Here is a 15,621-nt window from a genome sequence, read left to right as displayed (position 1 = left end):
GCCGGGGACGAGGGGAGGTGAGCCCGTGCAGATCCTGATCGCGCTCCTGCTGGTCGCCGTGTGGGCGGGGGCGATGTGGCTCGGGTTCTGGTACGTGTTCCCGGTGCTGTTCCCCGCGACGCTGATCGTCGCGGGCGCCGCCGCGCTCGGCCTCTACTACCTGAACGCGTGCCGCACGCTGGCGCCGTCCGCGCTCGACGGGCCGTCCCCCGTCGCCCCGCCGGACGTCGCCTACCGCAACTACCTGCTCGTCCAGGTGTGGCGGGACTGGTGGACGATCAGCCGGACGGTCGTGCCGCAGGTGTACCGGATCGCGTCCGGCATCGTCGTCCGGCTCACCCGGACGCTGCTCGGCGGGCCGTGGGGGTTCTTCGCGTTCCCGATCTGGCTGTCGCTGTGCGCGGGGATCGCGGCGGCGGCCGTCCCGGCGGCGGGGTTCGTGCTGGCGCTGACCGTCCTGTACGGGGTCGTCGCCGCGGTCGGGCTGGGGGCGTGGCTGGCGTGCGTGCTGGTCCTCGCGGCCGTCGAGCGGGTCTTCATGGCGTACGGGCGGATCCTGCAGACCTGCCCGCACCCGTTCTGCTACGAGCGCATCGGCCTGCCCGAGTACGAGTGCCCGGGATGCGGCGCCCGCCACCGGCGCCTGTCGCCGGGGGCCGCCGGGGCGTTCCGGCACGTGTGCCGGTGCGGCGCGCGGCTCCCCACGACCGTCCCGCTCGGCCGGTTCCGGCTCGCCGCGTACTGCCCGCACTGCGGCGGCCGCCTCCCCGAGCGCATCGGGCGCGTCCGCGTCGAGCCGCTGCCCTTCGTCGGCGGGCCCGCCGCGGGGAAGACCACGTTCATGTTCCTCGGCATCCGGGCGCTGCACGCGCGCGCCCGGTCCGTCCAGGGGCGGCTGGCGTTCGTGGAGCAGCGGCACGCGCAGGCGTACGCGGGCGCGATCCGCGAGTTCCAGAGCGGCGGGCGCCCCGCCAAGACCGGCCCGGAGCTGCCGCTCGCCACCATGGTCGACGTCGACCTGCCCGGCCGCGCCCGCCGCATCCTGTACCTGTTCGACCCGGCGGGCGAGCACTACACCGGCGCCACCGAGGTCGAGTCGCTGCGCTACCTCGACCACGGCGAGGCGCTGCTGTTCGTCGTCGACCCGTTCGCGCTCCCGCAGGTCCGCCGCGCGCTCACCGAGGACGAGCGGGACCTCGTCGACCAGGCCGCCGCCTCCTCGGAGGAGGACCCCGCCGACACCCTCCAGCGGGTCCTGAACGACCTGCGCTCCCGGTCCGACCAGGGCCGGCAGAAGCGCGTCGCGGTCATCGTCACCAAGGCCGACCTGCTCGTCCGCACCGAGATCGGCCGCTGCCTCGGCCACGACGGCGACGTCCGGGCCTGGCTCGGCGGCGTCGGGCTCGGCAACACCGTCCGCACCCTCGACCAGGTCGCCGGGCAGGTCCGCTACCTCGCCTCCGGCCTCGCCACCGAGCCCGCCGACGTCGCGGACCTGCTCGGCTGGGCGTCCGGGCTCGCCCCCGCCGCCCCGTCCGGCGGCGACCACCCCCTCACCGCCGGCGACGCGCAGGAGGTCCCCGGCACCGCGCCGCTGCGCGCCCCCTGGCCGGTCCGCGGGCGCGGCTCGGCCCGCGTCCCCGCCGGCTACCAGGCCGGACGCTGGGCGGTGCTGTGCGGGCTGTCGGTGCTCACCGTCGCGGCCGTCACCGGCGCCGTGGTCGCCGCCGCCGAACGGTTCCCGTACTGAACGCGCCGCCGGGTCCCGCGGCCCGTCCCGGGTGTGACGGATCGCACTCCCTGACGCGGCAGATAACGGACCGTCATCCGGTTACAGCCTCTCGGAACCGGCCGACCCCGCCGGCTCCCCCAGCCGACCGAGAGGTGGAGACATGACGACGATCGCGCCCGAAGGGCTGCTCGCCATCGACGCGTCCGCGCAGGACCTGCTGTTCCGCGAGGCCCGCACCGCCAACACCTTCAGCTCCGAGCCCGTGACCGACGAGCAGCTCCGCGCGATCTACGACCTGGTCAAGTGGGCGCCGACCGCGATGAACGCCCAGCCGCTGCGCCTCGTCGCCGTCCGCACCCCGCAGGCCCGCGAGCGGCTGCTGCCGCTGATGGCCGAGGGCAACCGCGCCAAGACCGCGTCCGCGCCGCTCACCCTCATCGTCGCCGCCGACGAGGACTTCCACGAGCACCTCCCGGTCACCTTCCCGCACAAGGAGGGCGCCCGCGAGGCCCTGCACGACAGCCCCGGCCGCCCCGCCATGGCCCGCTTCAACGCCTCCATCCAGCTCGGCTACCTCATCCTCGGCATCCGCGCCGCCGGCCTCGCCGCCGGCCCGATGGCGGGCTTCGACGCCGACGCCGTCGAGAAGGAGTTCCTGGAGGGCAACCAGCGCGCCATCGCCGTCGTCAACGCCGGCCGGCCCGGCCCGGACGCCTGGTTCCCCCGCAACCCGCGCCTCGAGTTCGAGCAGGCGGTGAAGGTTGTCTGAACCCCCCGCCGGGACGGCCGCGCCCGCGGGCGCGGCCGCCCGCGCGGACCGGCGGCTCGTGCTGGTCCTGGTGCTGGGCGCGCTGAGCGCGATGGCGCCGCTGTCGATCGACATGTACCTGCCGGCGCTGCCCAGGGTCGCGTCCGACCTGTCGACCGGGGCGTTCCAGGCGCAGCTCACCCTGACCGCCTGCGTGGTCGGGCTGGCCGCCGGCCAGGCCGTCGCGGGGCCGCTGAGCGACGCGCTCGGGCGGCGCAGGCCGCTGCTCGCCGGGCTGGCCGCGTACGCCGTCGCGTCGCTGCTGTGCGTCGCGGCGCCGAACGTGGAGACGCTGATCGCGCTGCGGGTCGTGCAGGGCGCGGCCGGGGCGGCGGGGATCGTGATCGCGCGCGCCGTCGTCCGGGACCTGTACGACGGGGTGGCGGCGGCGCGGTTCTTCTCCTCGCTGATGCTGGTCAACGGCCTCGCGCCGATCCTGGCGCCGGTCATCGGCGGGCAGCTGCTGCGGGTCATGCCGTGGCCCGGCGTGTTCGGGGTGCTGACCGGGATCGGCGTCGCGCTGCTGCTGGCGACGCTCGCCGGGCTCGGCGAGACGCTGCCGCCGGAGCGGCGGGAGACCGGCGGCCTGCGCGCGACCGTCGCGACGTTCGGGGCGCTCGCGCGCGACCGGTCGTTCACCAGCCCCGCGCTGGCGCTCGCGCTGGCGTTCGCCGCGATGTTCACCTACATCTCCGGCTCGCCGTTCGTCCTCCAGGACATCTACCACCTGTCGCCGCAGGCGTTCAGCGTCGCCTTCGGCGTGAACTCGCTGGGCATCGTCGCCGCGGGCCGGGTCAGCGGGTGGCTCGCCGGGCGCGTCGCACTGGGCCGGCTGATGGCGGCGGGACTGGCGACCGTCGCGGCGGGCGGGCTGCTGCTCCTCGGCGCGGTGCTGGCCGGCGGCGGGCTGCCCGCGGTGCTGCCGGCGCTGTTCCTCGTCGCGTCCGGGCAGGGGCTGATCATGCCGAACGCGACGGCGCTCGCGCTGGCCGGCCGCCCGCCGCGGGTCACCGGGAGCGCGTCGGCGCTGCTCGGGCTGTCGCAGTTCGCGCTCGGCGGGGCCGCCGGGCCGCTCGCCGGGATCGCCGGGCCGCGCACGGCGGTGCCCATGGCGGTGACGATCGCGGTGCTGTCGCTGCTCGCCGCCGCCGTCGCCGCGGCCGCGCCGTCGAGGGTTGCGTCAGCGAACTGACCGTGCGTACGGTCGGGACGTGATCGTTCGCATCGGCATGGCCCCCGCGTCCGGCGCGCTCGGACCCGACTCCCTCACCGCCCTCGTCCTCGGCCTCGAGCGCGAGGGCTTCGACTCGCTCTGGGTGTCCGAGCGGGCGTCCGGACCGACGCTCGATCCCGTCGTCGTGCTCACGCACGCGGCGGCGCTGACGTCCAGGATCAAGCTCGGCACCGCGGTCATGACCGTGCCCGGCCGCTCCCCCGCCCTGCTCGCCAAGGAGCTGGCGTCGCTGGACGTGCTGGCGCGCGGCCGGCTGCTGCCCGCGTTCGGGCTCGGCCAGCGGCTGCCCGCCGAGCAGCAGGCGTTCGGCGTCCGCCGCGAGGAGCGCGCCGCGATCTTCGAGGAGGCGCTGCCGCTGCTGCGCCGCTTCTGGGCCGGCGACGCCGTCGTCCACGACGGACCGCGCTTCCGCTACGACGGCCTGCGGATCGAGCCGAGGCCCGTCAAGGGCGGCTTCGACGTGTGGATGGGCGGGACGTCGGACGCGGAGCTGCGCCGCACCGGGCGGCTGTCGGACGGCTGGCTCGCCGCGTTCACCACGCCCGCGGAGGCCGAGCGCGGCCGGATCGCGGTGCGGGACGCCGCCGCTGCCGCCGGACGCGAGATCGAGGAGGAGCACTTCGGCGCCGTCGTCCCGTACCGGCGCGGCCCCCTGCCGGAGGAGGCGGCGGCCCGGTTCGCGCGCGTCCGCCGCGTCAGCGGCCCGGCCGACCCCGCCGACGTCGTCCCCGACCTCGACGGCCTGGAGGCGCACCTGAAGCGGCTGGTGGAGGCGGGCCTGTCGAAGTTCGTCCTCGCCCCGCTGTCCGCCCCGGACGACTGGGACGCCGAACTCGCCGACGTCCGCGACGCGGCGCTGCCCCTCCAGACCCGCCGCTGAGTCGTCGCGTCGCGGCCGGGCCGCTCGTCAGTCGAGGGCGGCGAGGATGAAGTCGGCGACCTCGGCGGCCAGTTCGGCGGCGGGCTTCGGGCCGTCGGCCCGGTACCAGCGCGGGAGCTGGTTGACCATGCCGAGCGCGACGATCGTGACGGTGTCGGCGGGCGTCGGGGTGGTGAACGAGCCGTCCCGCTTGCCCTGCTCGACGAGCCCGCGGAAGGTGTTGTGGTAGCGGCGGCGGTCGGCGCGGACGGCGTGCATGCGGACGTCGTCGAGGCGGTGCATCTCGCGGCCGAACACCTTCGCCTCGTCGATGTGCTCGGCGGTGCTGAGGATCAGCCCGGTGAGCACCCGGCGGACGGCCTCGCGCGGCGGCAGCCCCTCGGCGAGGACGGCGTCGAGGTCGGCGAGCTGCCGCGCGATGAGCGAGTGGTAGATCTCGTAGAGCAGGGCGTCCTTGGAGTCGAAGTAGTGGTAGAGGGCGCCCTTGGTGACCTCGGCGGCCTCGACGATGCCCTGGACGGACGTCCCGTCGAAGCCGCGCTCGGCGAACAGCCGCAGGGCGGCGTCCAGGATGCGCCGCTCCACGGGGCTGCGCCGGACCGGCGCCGCCCCCGCGCCGTCCGCCGCGGCGTCCGTAGGCTGGGTCTCGGTCATCGGCGCTCCTCCCATTGACGCGCCCGCGTCCACGGACATAGCTTGCCAGAAACCGACCGGTCGGTATGCACCCGTCCCGCCTGGATCGAGGGAGACCCCTGATGCCCGCAGTCGAGACCGTCCGCGGACCCGTCGACGTCGCCGCCCTGGGCCGCACGTACATGCACGAGCACGTCTTCTGCCTCAGCGCCGAGCATGTCGAGAACTACGGCGCGGGCGACTGGTGGGACGAGGAGGAGAAGGTCGCCGACGCGGTGGCCAAGCTCCGGGAGCTGCCCGCGCGCGGCATCACGACGATCGCGGACCCGACCGTGTGGGGCCTCGGCCGCTACATCCCGCGCATCCAGCGGATCGCCGAGCAGGTCCCCGAGCTCAACATCATCGCGGCGACCGGCATCTACACCTACAACGACCTGCCGTTCCAGTTCCACCACCGCGGGCCGGGCACGCTGCTGGACACCGGCTCCGACCCGATGACCGGCTACTTCGTCCGCGACCTGACGCAGGGCATCGCCGACACCGGCGTCAAGGCCGCGTTCCTCAAGTGCGCGATGGACGCCCCGGGCCTCACCCCCGGCGTCGAGCGGGTGCTGCGGGCCGTCGCGGCCGCGCACCGGGAGACGGGCGCCCCGGTGACGGTGCACACCGAGAGCTCGATCCACGCGGGCCGGACGGTCGTGGAGATCCTCGGCAAGGAGGGCGTCGACCTCAGCAAGGTCGTCGTCGGGCACGCCGGGGACAGCAACGACCTCGACTACCTGATGGAGCTGGCGGACACCGGCGCGATCCTCGGCATGGACCGGTTCGGCCTCGACGTCATCAACCCGACCGCCGACCGGGTCCGGACCGTCGCGGCGCTGTGCGAGCGCGGCTACGCCGACCGGATGGTGCTCAGCCACGACGCGAGCTGCTTCATCGACTGGTTCGGCCCCGACCCGGCGACCGTGCCGGCGTTCGCGCCGAACTGGAACTACCGGCACATCAGCGACGACGTGCTGCCCGCACTGCGCGAGGCGGGCGTGCCGGACGGGCAGATCGACCAGATGCTCGTCGCGAACCCGCGCCGCTACTTCTCCCGCTGAGGGCGCGCGACGCGCCGACCGGCAGCGCCGCGCCCGCGAGAGATCGCCGGCGCCCGCGTCCCGCTGGGACGGGATTCACGGTTAACGGTTATCCACAAGGATGGCCAGGAACCCGTCTCAAGGACTATTCCGCCCGGATCGGGAATCATGGGTGGAAACTGCTAGGAGGCGCCGGTGAACGAGGTCTTCGAGCATCGCGGGCTCCGCGCCGCGATCCCCATGCTGCTGATGGCGCTGCTGGTCCTCGTCGCGCCCGGCTGCCAGGCGCTCGACCGCGGCGGCGCGGGCCCGGAGGACGTCCCGCCGCCGGTCAAGACGCCCGTCGTCCAGCACGAGAAGCCGAGCGGGCGGCGCCCCGGCGTCGTCAACATCGACACCGAGCAGGGCCTGAACAGCACCCGCGCCGCCGGCACCGGGATCGTCATGGACCCCTCCGGGCTGGTGCTGACCAACAACCACGTCATCCAGGGCGCCACCACGATCAAGGGCACCGACACCGACAACCGGCGCTCCTACACCGCACAGATCGTCGGCTACGACCGGCAGAGCGACGTCGCCGTGATCCGGCTGTTCGGCGCCTCCCGGCTGAAGGCCGCCGTGTTCGGCGACCCGTCCGCGGTGGGCGTCGGGGACCCGGTCACCGCCGTCGGCAACGCCGGCGGCAAGGGCGGCACCCCGACGGTCGTCACCGGCAAGGTCACCTCGCTGGACCAGACGGTCACCGCCCGCGACGACAGCGACGGCACCTCCGAGCGGCTCACCGGCATGATCGAGACGAGCGCGCCGATCAGGCCGGGCGACTCCGGCGGACCGCTGCTGAACACCCGCGGCCGGGTCATCGGCATCAACACCGCGGCGTCCGCGTCGTTCACCGTCGGCAAGTCCAAGCAGAAGGGCACCCACCGCGGCTACGCCATCCCGTCCGACCGGGCCCTCGCGATCGCCCGGCAGATCGCCCGCGGCCAGGCGTCGTCGACCGTGCACATCGGCCCGACCGCCATGCTCGGGGTGAAGGTCCGCTCCGGCGACACGCAGGGCGCCCAGGTCGCCGAGGTCGTGCCCGGCACCCCGGCCGACGAGGCCGGCGTCCCGGTCGGCGCCACGATCATCTCGCTCGGCGGCGCCACGGTCGACTCGCCGACGACGCTCACCGGGCTGATGCTCGCGCACCATCCCGGCGAGACCGTCCGGCTGGAATGGTTCACCGCGCAGGGCACCCGGTCGGCCGCCGCGCTCCGCCTGGCCGACGGCCCGCCGCAGTAGCCGGCCCGCCGCGGTAGCCGGGCGGCCGCAGTAGCCGTGCGTCGCCACGGGCGTCGTCGCGACGGCGCTCGGGCTTCCGCTGGACGCAACTCGCGGGCACGCGAAAGGCCCGCGACGTGCGACAGTGGAGGCACCCGACCGCGAGGATGTGAACGATGACCCGCAAGGCGCCCGCCGATGACTTCGACGACACCGGAATGCGGGTGTCGGAGCCGAAGACGTGGGCGGCCGGCGTTCCCGGTGTCACGGCGGCGCTGCGCCAGTCCTACGACCAGATGGGCGTCCGCCGGACGGCGCTGACGCTGCTGCGCGTCAACCAGAAGCAGGGGTTCGACTGCCCCGGCTGCGCCTGGCCGGAGGGCGACCACCGGCACGTCGCCGAGTTCTGCGAGAACGGCGCCAAGGCCGTCGCGGAGGAGGCCACGACGCGCCGCGTCACCCGCGAGTTCTTCGCCGCGCACACCGTGGACGAGCTGGCCGGGCGCTCCGACCACTGGCTCGGGCAGCAGGGCCGGCTGACCGAGCCGATGCTGAAGCGCGCCGGGTCCGCGCACTACGAGCCGGTGTCGTGGGACGAGGCGATCGGGCTGCTGGCGGCGGAGCTGAACGCGCTGGACTCCCCCGACGAGGCCGTCTTCTACACCTCGGGGCGCACCAGCAACGAGGCGGCGTTCGCCTACCAGCTGTTCGCCCGCGCGTTCGGCACCAACAACCTGCCCGACTGCAGCAACATGTGCCACGAGTCGTCCGGGTCGGCGCTCGGCGAGACGATCGGCGTCGGCAAGGGCTCGGTGCTGCTGGAAGACCTCTACCAGGCCGACCTGATCTTCGTCGTCGGGCAGAACCCCGGCACCAACCACCCCCGCATGCTGTCCGCGCTGGAACGGGCCAAGAAGGGCGGCGCGCGGATCGTCGCGGTGAACCCGCTGCCGGAGGCCGGGCTGATGCGGTTCAAGAACCCGCAGCGGCCGTCCGGCGTCACCGGGCGCGGCACCGCGCTCGCCGACCGGTTCCTGCAGATCCGGCTGAACGGCGACCTCGCGCTCTTCCAGGCGCTGAACCGGATGCTCCTGGAGTCCGACGCGCCCGGCGCCCTCGACCGGGAGTTCCTCGACGCCCACACCCACGGGTTCGAGGCGTTCGAGAAGCACGTCCGCGGCCTCGACTGGGACGACGTCCTGGAGGCGACCGGGCTGACCCGCGGCGAGATCGCCGCGACGCTCGGGGACGTCCTCGCGGCGGAGCGGATCGTGGTGTGCTGGGCGATGGGCCTCACCCAGCACCGCAACTCGGTGCCGACGATCCGCGAGGTCGTCAACTTCCTGCTGCTGCGCGGCAACATCGGCCGGCCCGGCGCGGGCGTCTGCCCCGTCCGCGGCCACTCCAACGTCCAGGGCGACCGGACGATGGGCATCTACGAGAAGCCCAAGCCCGAGTTCCTCGACGCGCTCGCCGCGGAGTTCGCGTTCGAGCCGCCGCGCGAGCACGGCCTCGACACCGTCGACGCGATCCGCGCCATGCGCGACGGCAAGGCGAAGGTGTTCTTCGGCATGGGCGGCAACTTCGTCCGCGCCACGCCCGACTCCGACGTCACCGAGAAGGCGCTGCGCTCCTGCCGGCTCACCGCGCAGGTGTCGACGAAGCTGAACCGCTCGCACGCGGTGACCGGCGAGCTCGCCCTCATCCTGCCGACGCTCGGCCGCACCGAGCGCGACGAGCAGGAGTCCGGGCCGCAGTTCGTCTCGGTCGAGGACTCGATGGGCATGGTGCACGCCTCCCGCGGCCGCCTCGCGCCCGCCTCCGAGCACCTGCTCTCCGAGGTCGCGATCGTCTGCCGCCTCGCCCGCGCGACGCTCGGCGCGTCCGGCATCGCCTGGGACGCGATGGAACGCGACTACGACGTGATCCGCGACCACGTGTCCCGCGTCGTCCCCGGCTTCGCCGGCTACAACGCCCGCGTCCGCGAGCCCGGCGGCTTCACCCTCCCGCACGCGCCGCGCGACGAGCGCCGCTTCCCGACCGCCACCGGCAAGGCCAACCTCACCGTCAACGAGCTGGAGGTGCTGCGCGTCCCCGAGGGCCGGCTGCTGCTCCAGACCGTCCGCAGCCACGACCAGTACAACACCACCATCTACGGCCTGGACGACCGCTACCGCGGCGTCAAGGCGGGGCGCCGCGTCGTGTTCGTCAACCCGGAGGACCTGGCCGGCCTCGGCATCGCCGACGGCACCGTGGTCGACCTGGTGTCGGAGTGGTCCGACGGCGTCGAGCGCCGCGCCCCCGCCTTCCGCGTCGTGGCCTACCCGACCGCCCGCGGCTGCGCCGCCGCCTACTTCCCGGAGACGAACGTCCTCGTCCCCCTCGACAGCACCGCCGAGGTCAGCAACACCCCCACCTCCAAGTCCGTGATCGTCCGTCTGGTCCCGGCCTGACCGTCTAGGCTCGGGGCATGACGAACCTGCCGGAGCCCGCCGGTACGCCGGAGATGCGGGCCGGTGACGCCGACCGGGACCGGGTCGCGCAGGTGCTGCGCGACGCGGCCGGCGAGGGGCGGCTCACGCTCGACGAGCTCGACGAGCGCCTGGACGCGGTGTACGCGGCGAAGACCTACGCCGACCTGGAGCCGCTCACCCGCGACCTGCCGGCGGCGGGGGCCGGCGCCGCGCCCGCTCCCCTCGGCGGCGCCGACTGGCGCCCGGTCGACGGCGCCCCGTCCTGGTCGTCCGGGATCGGCGTCATGAGCGGCTTCACCCGGACCGGCGTGTGGAACGTCCCCCGCGCGTTCACCGCGTTCGCGTTCTGGGGCGGCGGCAAGATCGACCTGCGCGAGGCCCGCTTCACCGAGCCCGAGGTGACGATCCGCGCGTTCGCCTTCATGGGCGGCGTCCAGGTCATCGTGCCCGACGACATCACGGTGCACGTCAAGGGCATCGGCGTGATGGGCGGGTTCGACCACGGCGCGAGCGCCGTGGGCGCGCCCGGCTCCCCCACGGTCGTCGTGAGGGGTTTCGCGTTCTGGGGCGGCGTGGACGTCAAGCGCAGGGCCCGGCGCCAGCGGAAGAGGCTCCGCAAGGAACTGAAGAACCCCGACCCCGGCGCCTGAGCCGCCCGCAGGGCTACGGCGCCGCGCTGGTCCGGTCGACCAGGGCGGAGCCGAAGACCCACGAGGACGTCTGGGCGATGAAGTCGCCGGGAAATCCGAGGGTGAAGCCGGTGGCCTCCTCCAGGCGGGTGACGGTCTCTGGCGGGAGGACGAGGTCGGCGGCGGCGAGGTTGTCGCGGAGCTGGTCCGCGGTGCGGGCTCCGACGATGGGGTGGATCGCACGGGAGCGGTGCGCCGTCCATGCGATCGCCACCTGCGAGGGCGTGGCGCCGATCTCTCCGGCGACGTCCTGGACGGCCCGGGCGACGGCGTGGTCCCGGTCCGAGAGGGACGCCGAGTCCAGCCGGCCGCCGGCGGCGGAGTCCGGGCGCCCGTACTTGCCGGTCAGCACCCCGCCGGCCAGCGGGCTCCACGCGGTGACGCCGAGGCCGAGCGACTCGGCCATCGGCAGCAGCTCGCGTTCGATGTCGCGCTGGAGCAGGCTGTAGGGCACCTGCAGGCCGATGAACGGGCTCCAGCCGTGCCACTGCGCCAGCGTGTTGGCGCGGGCCACGATCCAGGCCGGGGCGTCGGAGATGCCGACGTACAGCACCTTGCCCGCCCGCACCGCGTCGTCCAGCGCCCGCATCGTCTCCTCGATCGGCGTGTGCCGGTCCCACATGTGCACCCAGTAGACGTCCAGGTAGTCGGTGCGCAGGCGGCGGAGGCTGGTCTCCAGGGACGCGCGCAGGTTCTTGCGGTGGTTCCCGGCGGCGTTGGGGTCGGCGCGGTCGCGGGAGACCGTGTACTTCGTCCCGAGGACGAACGACTCGCGGCGGCGGCCCAGCAGCTCGCCCAGGAACTCCTCGCTCGCCCCGTCCCGGTAGTTGACGGCGGTGTCGATCATGTTGCCGCCGGCCTCGGCGTACAGGTCCAGCATCCGCCGGCATTCCGGCATCGGCGCGCCGACCCCGCCCTGCTCCCCGAACGTCATCGCGCCCAGGACCAGGTCGGAGACCCGGAGGCCGCTCGTCCCCAGAGTGCGGTACCTCATGCCGTCGCCGATCCGCCGAACAGTTCGGCGGCCCGCTCGGCGATCTCCTCCTGCGACACGTCCCGCACGTGCTGGTCCAGGGCCCAGCGGTGCCCGAACGGGTCCAGGAACTGGCCGGTGCGGTCGCCCCAGAACGCGTCGTGCACCGGTTCGAAGACCGTGGCGCCGGCCCGCAGCGCGCGGGCGGAGGCCGCGTCCACGTCGGAGACCTCGACATGGAGGGCGGCAGGCGTGCCGCCCAGCGCGGCCGGGGTGCGCATGCCCCGCTCGGGCATCTCCCCCGCCACCGCGAGGACCGTGTCGCCGAGCAGGAGTTCCACGGTCAGGGTGCGGCCGCCGGGGAGCGTGAGGCGGCTCGTCTCCCGCGCCCCGAACGCCTCGGCGTACCAGGAGGCGGCCTGGTCCGGGTCGCCGACGACCAAATGAATCGCTATCTGCGTCATGACCCGGACCATACAGTGTGTCTGGACACCATGTCCATACATAATGTTCGGGCACGGCTATGATGGTGCGCATGCCTTCGAAGCGGCCCGTGAACCCCACCCGCCGATCCGGAACATCCCCGGCCTCCGCCGAGCTGCGGGAGCGGATCCTGTCCGCCACGCGCGAGCTGCTGCGCGAGCACCGCTTCGACGCTCTGAGCGTGGCCGACATCCTGGCCGCCGCCGGGGTCTCGCGGGCCAGCTTCTACTTCTACTTCCCGAGCAAGCAGGCCGTGCTCGGCGAACTCGTGCGCGAGGCCGTCGCGCAGGGGCAGCAGGCGGCCCGCCCGTGGATCGACGAGCGGCAGGACCCGGTCTCGGCGCTCCGGGCGGGCGTGGCCGACGGAGCACGGCTGTGGCGCGACAACGCCGGCGTGCTCGCGGCCATCGTGGAGAGCTGGGGATCGGACGAGGACCTGCGGAAACTGTGGCTCGAACAGATGGACCTGTTCACCGAGGCCGCCACCGCGCGCATCGAGTCCGACCCGCACGCGAGCGAACGGCTCGGCTCCATGGACACGCGCGCCGTGGCCGCCTCGCTGACCTGGCTCGGCGAGCGCCTCTACTACCTGGCCGCGACCGGAGTCCCGCCGTTCGACGACGAGGAGGTCCTCATCGACGTCCTCACCAACGCCTGGACCTCGACTCTCTACGGCACCGACGCACCGGAACCCGCGTGACCCCAGCCCTATGGGGCGCGCGGGCCAGGGTGTGGGTCAGTCGGTGAGGCGGTCCAGCCATTCCGAGAGGAGGGCCGTCTCGGCGGGCGTCAGTGCGGCCGGCGGGTCGGCGGCCAGGGCGGCGCGCAGGGCGACCGCGGAGGCGGCGCGGGTGCCGCGGGGGGCGGGCTCGTCCGACGGGTCGTCCGGGACGGTCACCGCGGCGAGGACGGCCTCGCGGGTGCGGGCGGACAGGCCGCCGCCGTCGTCCCCGTTCGCGATGAGGAAGAGCACGACGCCGACGCCGGCCGCCTGGATCATCTGCGCGGCGGCGTCCACCGGGACGCGGAGGCGGCCCGCGCGGGCGACGGCGCCGACGAGGCCGAGCAGGATGGCGTACGCCTCGTCGACGGCGGGCGTGGTGCGCGGCGTCCCGTACATCAGCGCGTAGACGGCCGGGTTCGTCAGGCCGAACTCGACGTGCACGTCCCAGCCGTGCCGCAGGTCCTCGAGCGGGTCCCCGGACGCGGCCATGGCGCGCTTGCTCGCGAGGTACTCCTCGAAGCCGTGCGCGGCGACGGCGTCGAACAGGCCCTGCTTGTCGCCGAAGTGGTGGTAGAGGGTGGGCGCGCCGACGCCCGCGGCCGCGCAGACGGCGCGGGTGGAGACGGGCTCGCCGCCGGATTCGGCGATCAGCCGGGCGGCCGCCCGCAGGATGCGGTCCCGCCCGTCGGTGTCCTTCTGCGCGCTCACAACATCAATGTTACAGAACTCCGGCGAGCGTCGTTAGCCCACCGTGACGTGGGCATATCAGAGGTCGGGCCCGTCCCGATGTAGCGTCACTATAGAAGTGGGTATATCGTTGGTTCAGGCGGTCGCGATCCGGCCGTCCCCGTCTACGAGAGGAACGCGAGATGCGCAGCGCCGTTCTCACCGAAAAGGGCAAGCCGCTGGAGATCGTCGAGCGGGAGGTCCCGGAGCCGGGACCCGGCGAGATCCTGGTCAGGGTCACCGCCTGCGGGATGTGCTTCTCCGAGGTCGGGCTGGTGCACGGGAACTACCCGTTCGCGCGGTTCCCGACCGTGCCGGGCCACGAGATCAGCGGGGTCGTCGAGGCGCTCGGACCGGGCGTGGAGTGGCCCGCGCCCGGCACGCCGGTGGGCGGCCAGTGGATCTACGGCTCGTGCGGGCGCTGCGACCAGTGCGTGCGCGGCGACCAGATCCTGTGCACCGGCGCGCCCCGCCGGGTCACCGGGATCACCGACGACGGCGGGTACGCCGAGTACTACATCGCCCGCGCCGGGTTCGTCACCCCGCTGCCCGACGGCCTGGACCCGGTCGCGGCGGCGCCGCTGATGTGCGCCGGGATCACCGCGTTCAACGGGCTGCGGCACGCGGGCGCCACGGCCGGCTCGCGCGTCGCGGTGCTCGGCACCGGCGGCGTCGGGGAGATGGCGATCCGGTTCGCGGCCGCGATGGGCGCCCGCGTCGCCGCGGTGTCCCGGTCGCGCCGCGCCGAGGACGAGACGCGCCGCCGGGGCGCCGAACTCTTCGTCGCCACCGACGAGCAGGACCCGGCCGAAGCGCTGCGGAACTGGGGCGGCGCCGACGTCATCGTGAACACCACGCCGAGCACCGCGCCCGCGCAGGCGGCGCTCGGCGGCGTCGCCCCGGACGGCACCCTGCTGTTCCTTGGCGTCGGTGCCGACGACCTGGAGGTGGCGCCCGGGCTGCTCGTGATGAACCGGGTGCGGGTGATGGGCACCCCGTCGGGGTCCCCGCACGACCTGCGCGACACCCTCGCGTTCGCGGCCGCGCACGGGATCCTCCCGGACGTCACCCCGGTCACCCTGGACGAGGCGCCCTCCGTCCTCGCCACGATGATCGAGGGCCGCCACCACGGCCGGTCCGTCATCACGTTCGGCTGAACCGCCTCCACGGCCGCGCCCGCTCGTAGGCGCGGCAGGCGGCCATGACCAGGTCGTCGGCGTGCCGGGCGCCGACGACCTGGAGGCCGATCGGCAGCCCGTCCGCGGTGAACCCGCACGGCAGGCTCGCGGCGGGCTGCTGGGTCATGTTGAACGGGTAGGTGAACGGCGTCCAGGACGTCCAGCGGGGCGACGGCGAGCCCGGCGGGACCTCCCGGCCGGCCTCGAACGCGGCGATCGGCATGGTCGGGGTGAGCAGCAGGTCGTAGCGGTCGTGGAACAGCCCCATGATCCGGCCGAGCTCCATGCGGCGCGCGGTCGCGGTCAGGTACTCGACGGCCGAGTAGCGGGCGCCCTGCTCGCAGATCTCGCGCAGGCCGGGGTCGAGCCGCGCGCGCTGCTCGGGCCCGAGGTGCTCGACGACCTTCGCCGCGCCGGCGAACCAGAGCACCTCGAAGTCGGCGACCGGGTCGGCGAAGCCCGGGTCGGCCTGCTCCACCTTGGCGCCCAGCTCGGTGAACACCTCCGCCGCGGCGGGCCCCCAGGCCGCCCCCCCCGGGGCGCACCGGGCCAAGCCCGGGGGCCGGGGGTAAGCCACGCCCCGCCCCGCCCGGTCGGCCCCCCCCCCCCCGCCCGGCGCGCACACCACCACCGCCGAGCGGGTCCACGAGGCCGCCGTCCGCCGGTACGCCAACGGCCGGCTCCCCGACGGCCACGGCGGCATCCTGTGAGCACGACCAGCCTGCCCGAATGCGCCTGGTGC

Annotated in this window: 15 protein-coding genes; 10 read left to right on the top strand and 5 right to left on the bottom strand. The window is 74.4% G+C overall.

Annotation, left to right across the window (positions count from 1 at the left end; all coding sequences use genetic code 11):
- The 4 genes from ABZ914_RS30565 to ABZ914_RS30550 all read left to right on the top strand — a co-directional run.
- Window positions 1-1,750: TRAFAC clade GTPase domain-containing protein (locus tag ABZ914_RS30565; protein ID WP_500197431.1), on the top strand; the 1,750-nt coding region annotated here is incomplete at its 5' end.
- 142 nt (window positions 1,751-1,892) lie between these two features.
- Window positions 1,893-2,501, top strand: a complete 609-nt coding sequence (locus tag ABZ914_RS30560) for a malonic semialdehyde reductase (RefSeq protein ID WP_500197429.1) — start codon at window positions 1,893-1,895, stop codon at window positions 2,499-2,501.
- Window positions 2,494-3,732: a multidrug effflux MFS transporter gene (locus tag ABZ914_RS30555; RefSeq protein WP_500197428.1), complete on the top strand. Its 1,239-nt coding sequence runs from the start codon at window positions 2,494-2,496 to the stop codon at window positions 3,730-3,732. The genes ABZ914_RS30560 and ABZ914_RS30555 overlap by 8 nt, the downstream gene beginning before the upstream one ends.
- 19 nt (window positions 3,733-3,751) lie before the next feature.
- Window positions 3,752-4,654 (top strand): LLM class flavin-dependent oxidoreductase, encoded by a 903-nt coding sequence (locus tag ABZ914_RS30550; protein ID WP_500197426.1) that lies wholly within the window; start codon window positions 3,752-3,754, stop codon window positions 4,652-4,654.
- 27 nt (window positions 4,655-4,681) lie between these two features.
- Here ABZ914_RS30550 and ABZ914_RS30545 read toward each other — a convergent pair whose 3' ends face one another.
- Window positions 4,682-5,308, bottom strand: coding sequence for a TetR/AcrR family transcriptional regulator (locus ABZ914_RS30545; RefSeq protein ID WP_387023594.1), 627 nt, complete (start codon window positions 5,306-5,308; stop codon window positions 4,682-4,684).
- Window positions 5,309-5,409: 101 nt separating this feature from the next.
- On the opposite strand from ABZ914_RS30545, the gene ABZ914_RS30540 reads away from it, so the two are divergent.
- From ABZ914_RS30540 to ABZ914_RS30525, 4 genes are all read left to right on the top strand, one after another.
- Entirely contained in the window at window positions 5,410-6,390 is a 981-nt protein-coding gene (locus tag ABZ914_RS30540) for a phosphotriesterase family protein (protein WP_500197424.1), read from the top strand.
- Window positions 6,391-6,564: 174 nt separating this feature from the next.
- Window positions 6,565-7,653: a S1C family serine protease gene (locus ABZ914_RS30535; protein ID WP_500197422.1), complete on the top strand. Its 1,089-nt coding sequence runs from the start codon at window positions 6,565-6,567 to the stop codon at window positions 7,651-7,653.
- A gap of 155 nt (window positions 7,654-7,808) precedes the next feature.
- Window positions 7,809-10,085: an FdhF/YdeP family oxidoreductase gene (locus ABZ914_RS30530; protein WP_500197421.1), complete on the top strand. Its 2,277-nt coding sequence runs from the start codon at window positions 7,809-7,811 to the stop codon at window positions 10,083-10,085.
- Between the two features lie 17 nt (window positions 10,086-10,102).
- Window positions 10,103-10,756 carry a DUF1707 SHOCT-like domain-containing protein gene (locus ABZ914_RS30525; protein WP_500197420.1) on the top strand — a complete coding sequence of 218 codons (654 nt, stop codon included), beginning with the start codon at window positions 10,103-10,105 and terminating at the stop codon, window positions 10,754-10,756.
- Between the two features lie 13 nt (window positions 10,757-10,769).
- Here ABZ914_RS30525 and ABZ914_RS30520 read toward each other — a convergent pair whose 3' ends face one another.
- Window positions 10,770-11,789, bottom strand: coding sequence for an aldo/keto reductase (locus tag ABZ914_RS30520; RefSeq protein WP_500197418.1), 1,020 nt, complete (start codon window positions 11,787-11,789; stop codon window positions 10,770-10,772).
- Window positions 11,786-12,232 carry a VOC family protein gene (locus ABZ914_RS30515; protein WP_500197416.1) on the bottom strand — a complete coding sequence of 149 codons (447 nt, stop codon included), beginning with the start codon at window positions 12,230-12,232 and terminating at the stop codon, window positions 11,786-11,788. Before ABZ914_RS30515 ends, ABZ914_RS30520 begins: the two co-directional genes overlap by 4 nt.
- Window positions 12,233-12,303: 71 nt before the next feature.
- On the opposite strand from ABZ914_RS30515, the gene ABZ914_RS30510 reads away from it, so the two are divergent.
- On the top strand, window positions 12,304-12,951 hold the full coding sequence (locus ABZ914_RS30510; protein WP_500197415.1) for a TetR/AcrR family transcriptional regulator: 648 nt from the start codon (window positions 12,304-12,306) through the stop codon (window positions 12,949-12,951).
- Between the two features lie 36 nt (window positions 12,952-12,987).
- Here the strand turns inward: ABZ914_RS30510 and ABZ914_RS30505 are convergent, their stop codons facing one another.
- Complete coding sequence (locus tag ABZ914_RS30505; RefSeq protein ID WP_433151699.1) at window positions 12,988-13,683, bottom strand: TetR/AcrR family transcriptional regulator; 696 nt, start codon at window positions 13,681-13,683, stop codon at window positions 12,988-12,990.
- 161 nt (window positions 13,684-13,844) lie between these two features.
- On the opposite strand from ABZ914_RS30505, the gene ABZ914_RS30500 reads away from it, so the two are divergent.
- Entirely contained in the window at window positions 13,845-14,858 is a 1,014-nt protein-coding gene (locus ABZ914_RS30500) for an alcohol dehydrogenase catalytic domain-containing protein (RefSeq protein WP_500197413.1), read from the top strand.
- Here ABZ914_RS30500 and ABZ914_RS30495 read toward each other — a convergent pair.
- Window positions 14,845-15,381 (bottom strand): amidase family protein, encoded by a 537-nt coding sequence (locus tag ABZ914_RS30495; RefSeq protein ID WP_500197412.1) that lies wholly within the window; start codon window positions 15,379-15,381, stop codon window positions 14,845-14,847. The genes ABZ914_RS30500 and ABZ914_RS30495 overlap by 14 nt on opposite strands.
- Window positions 15,382-15,621: the final 240 nt, after the last annotated feature.

It is taken from the genome of Spirillospora sp. NPDC046719 (assembly GCF_040645715.1).
Lineage (GTDB): Bacteria > Actinomycetota > Actinomycetes > Streptosporangiales > Streptosporangiaceae > Spirillospora.
The sequence above is the reverse complement of the archived record's forward strand: the minus strand, read 5'-3'. Positions and strand labels throughout refer to the sequence as shown.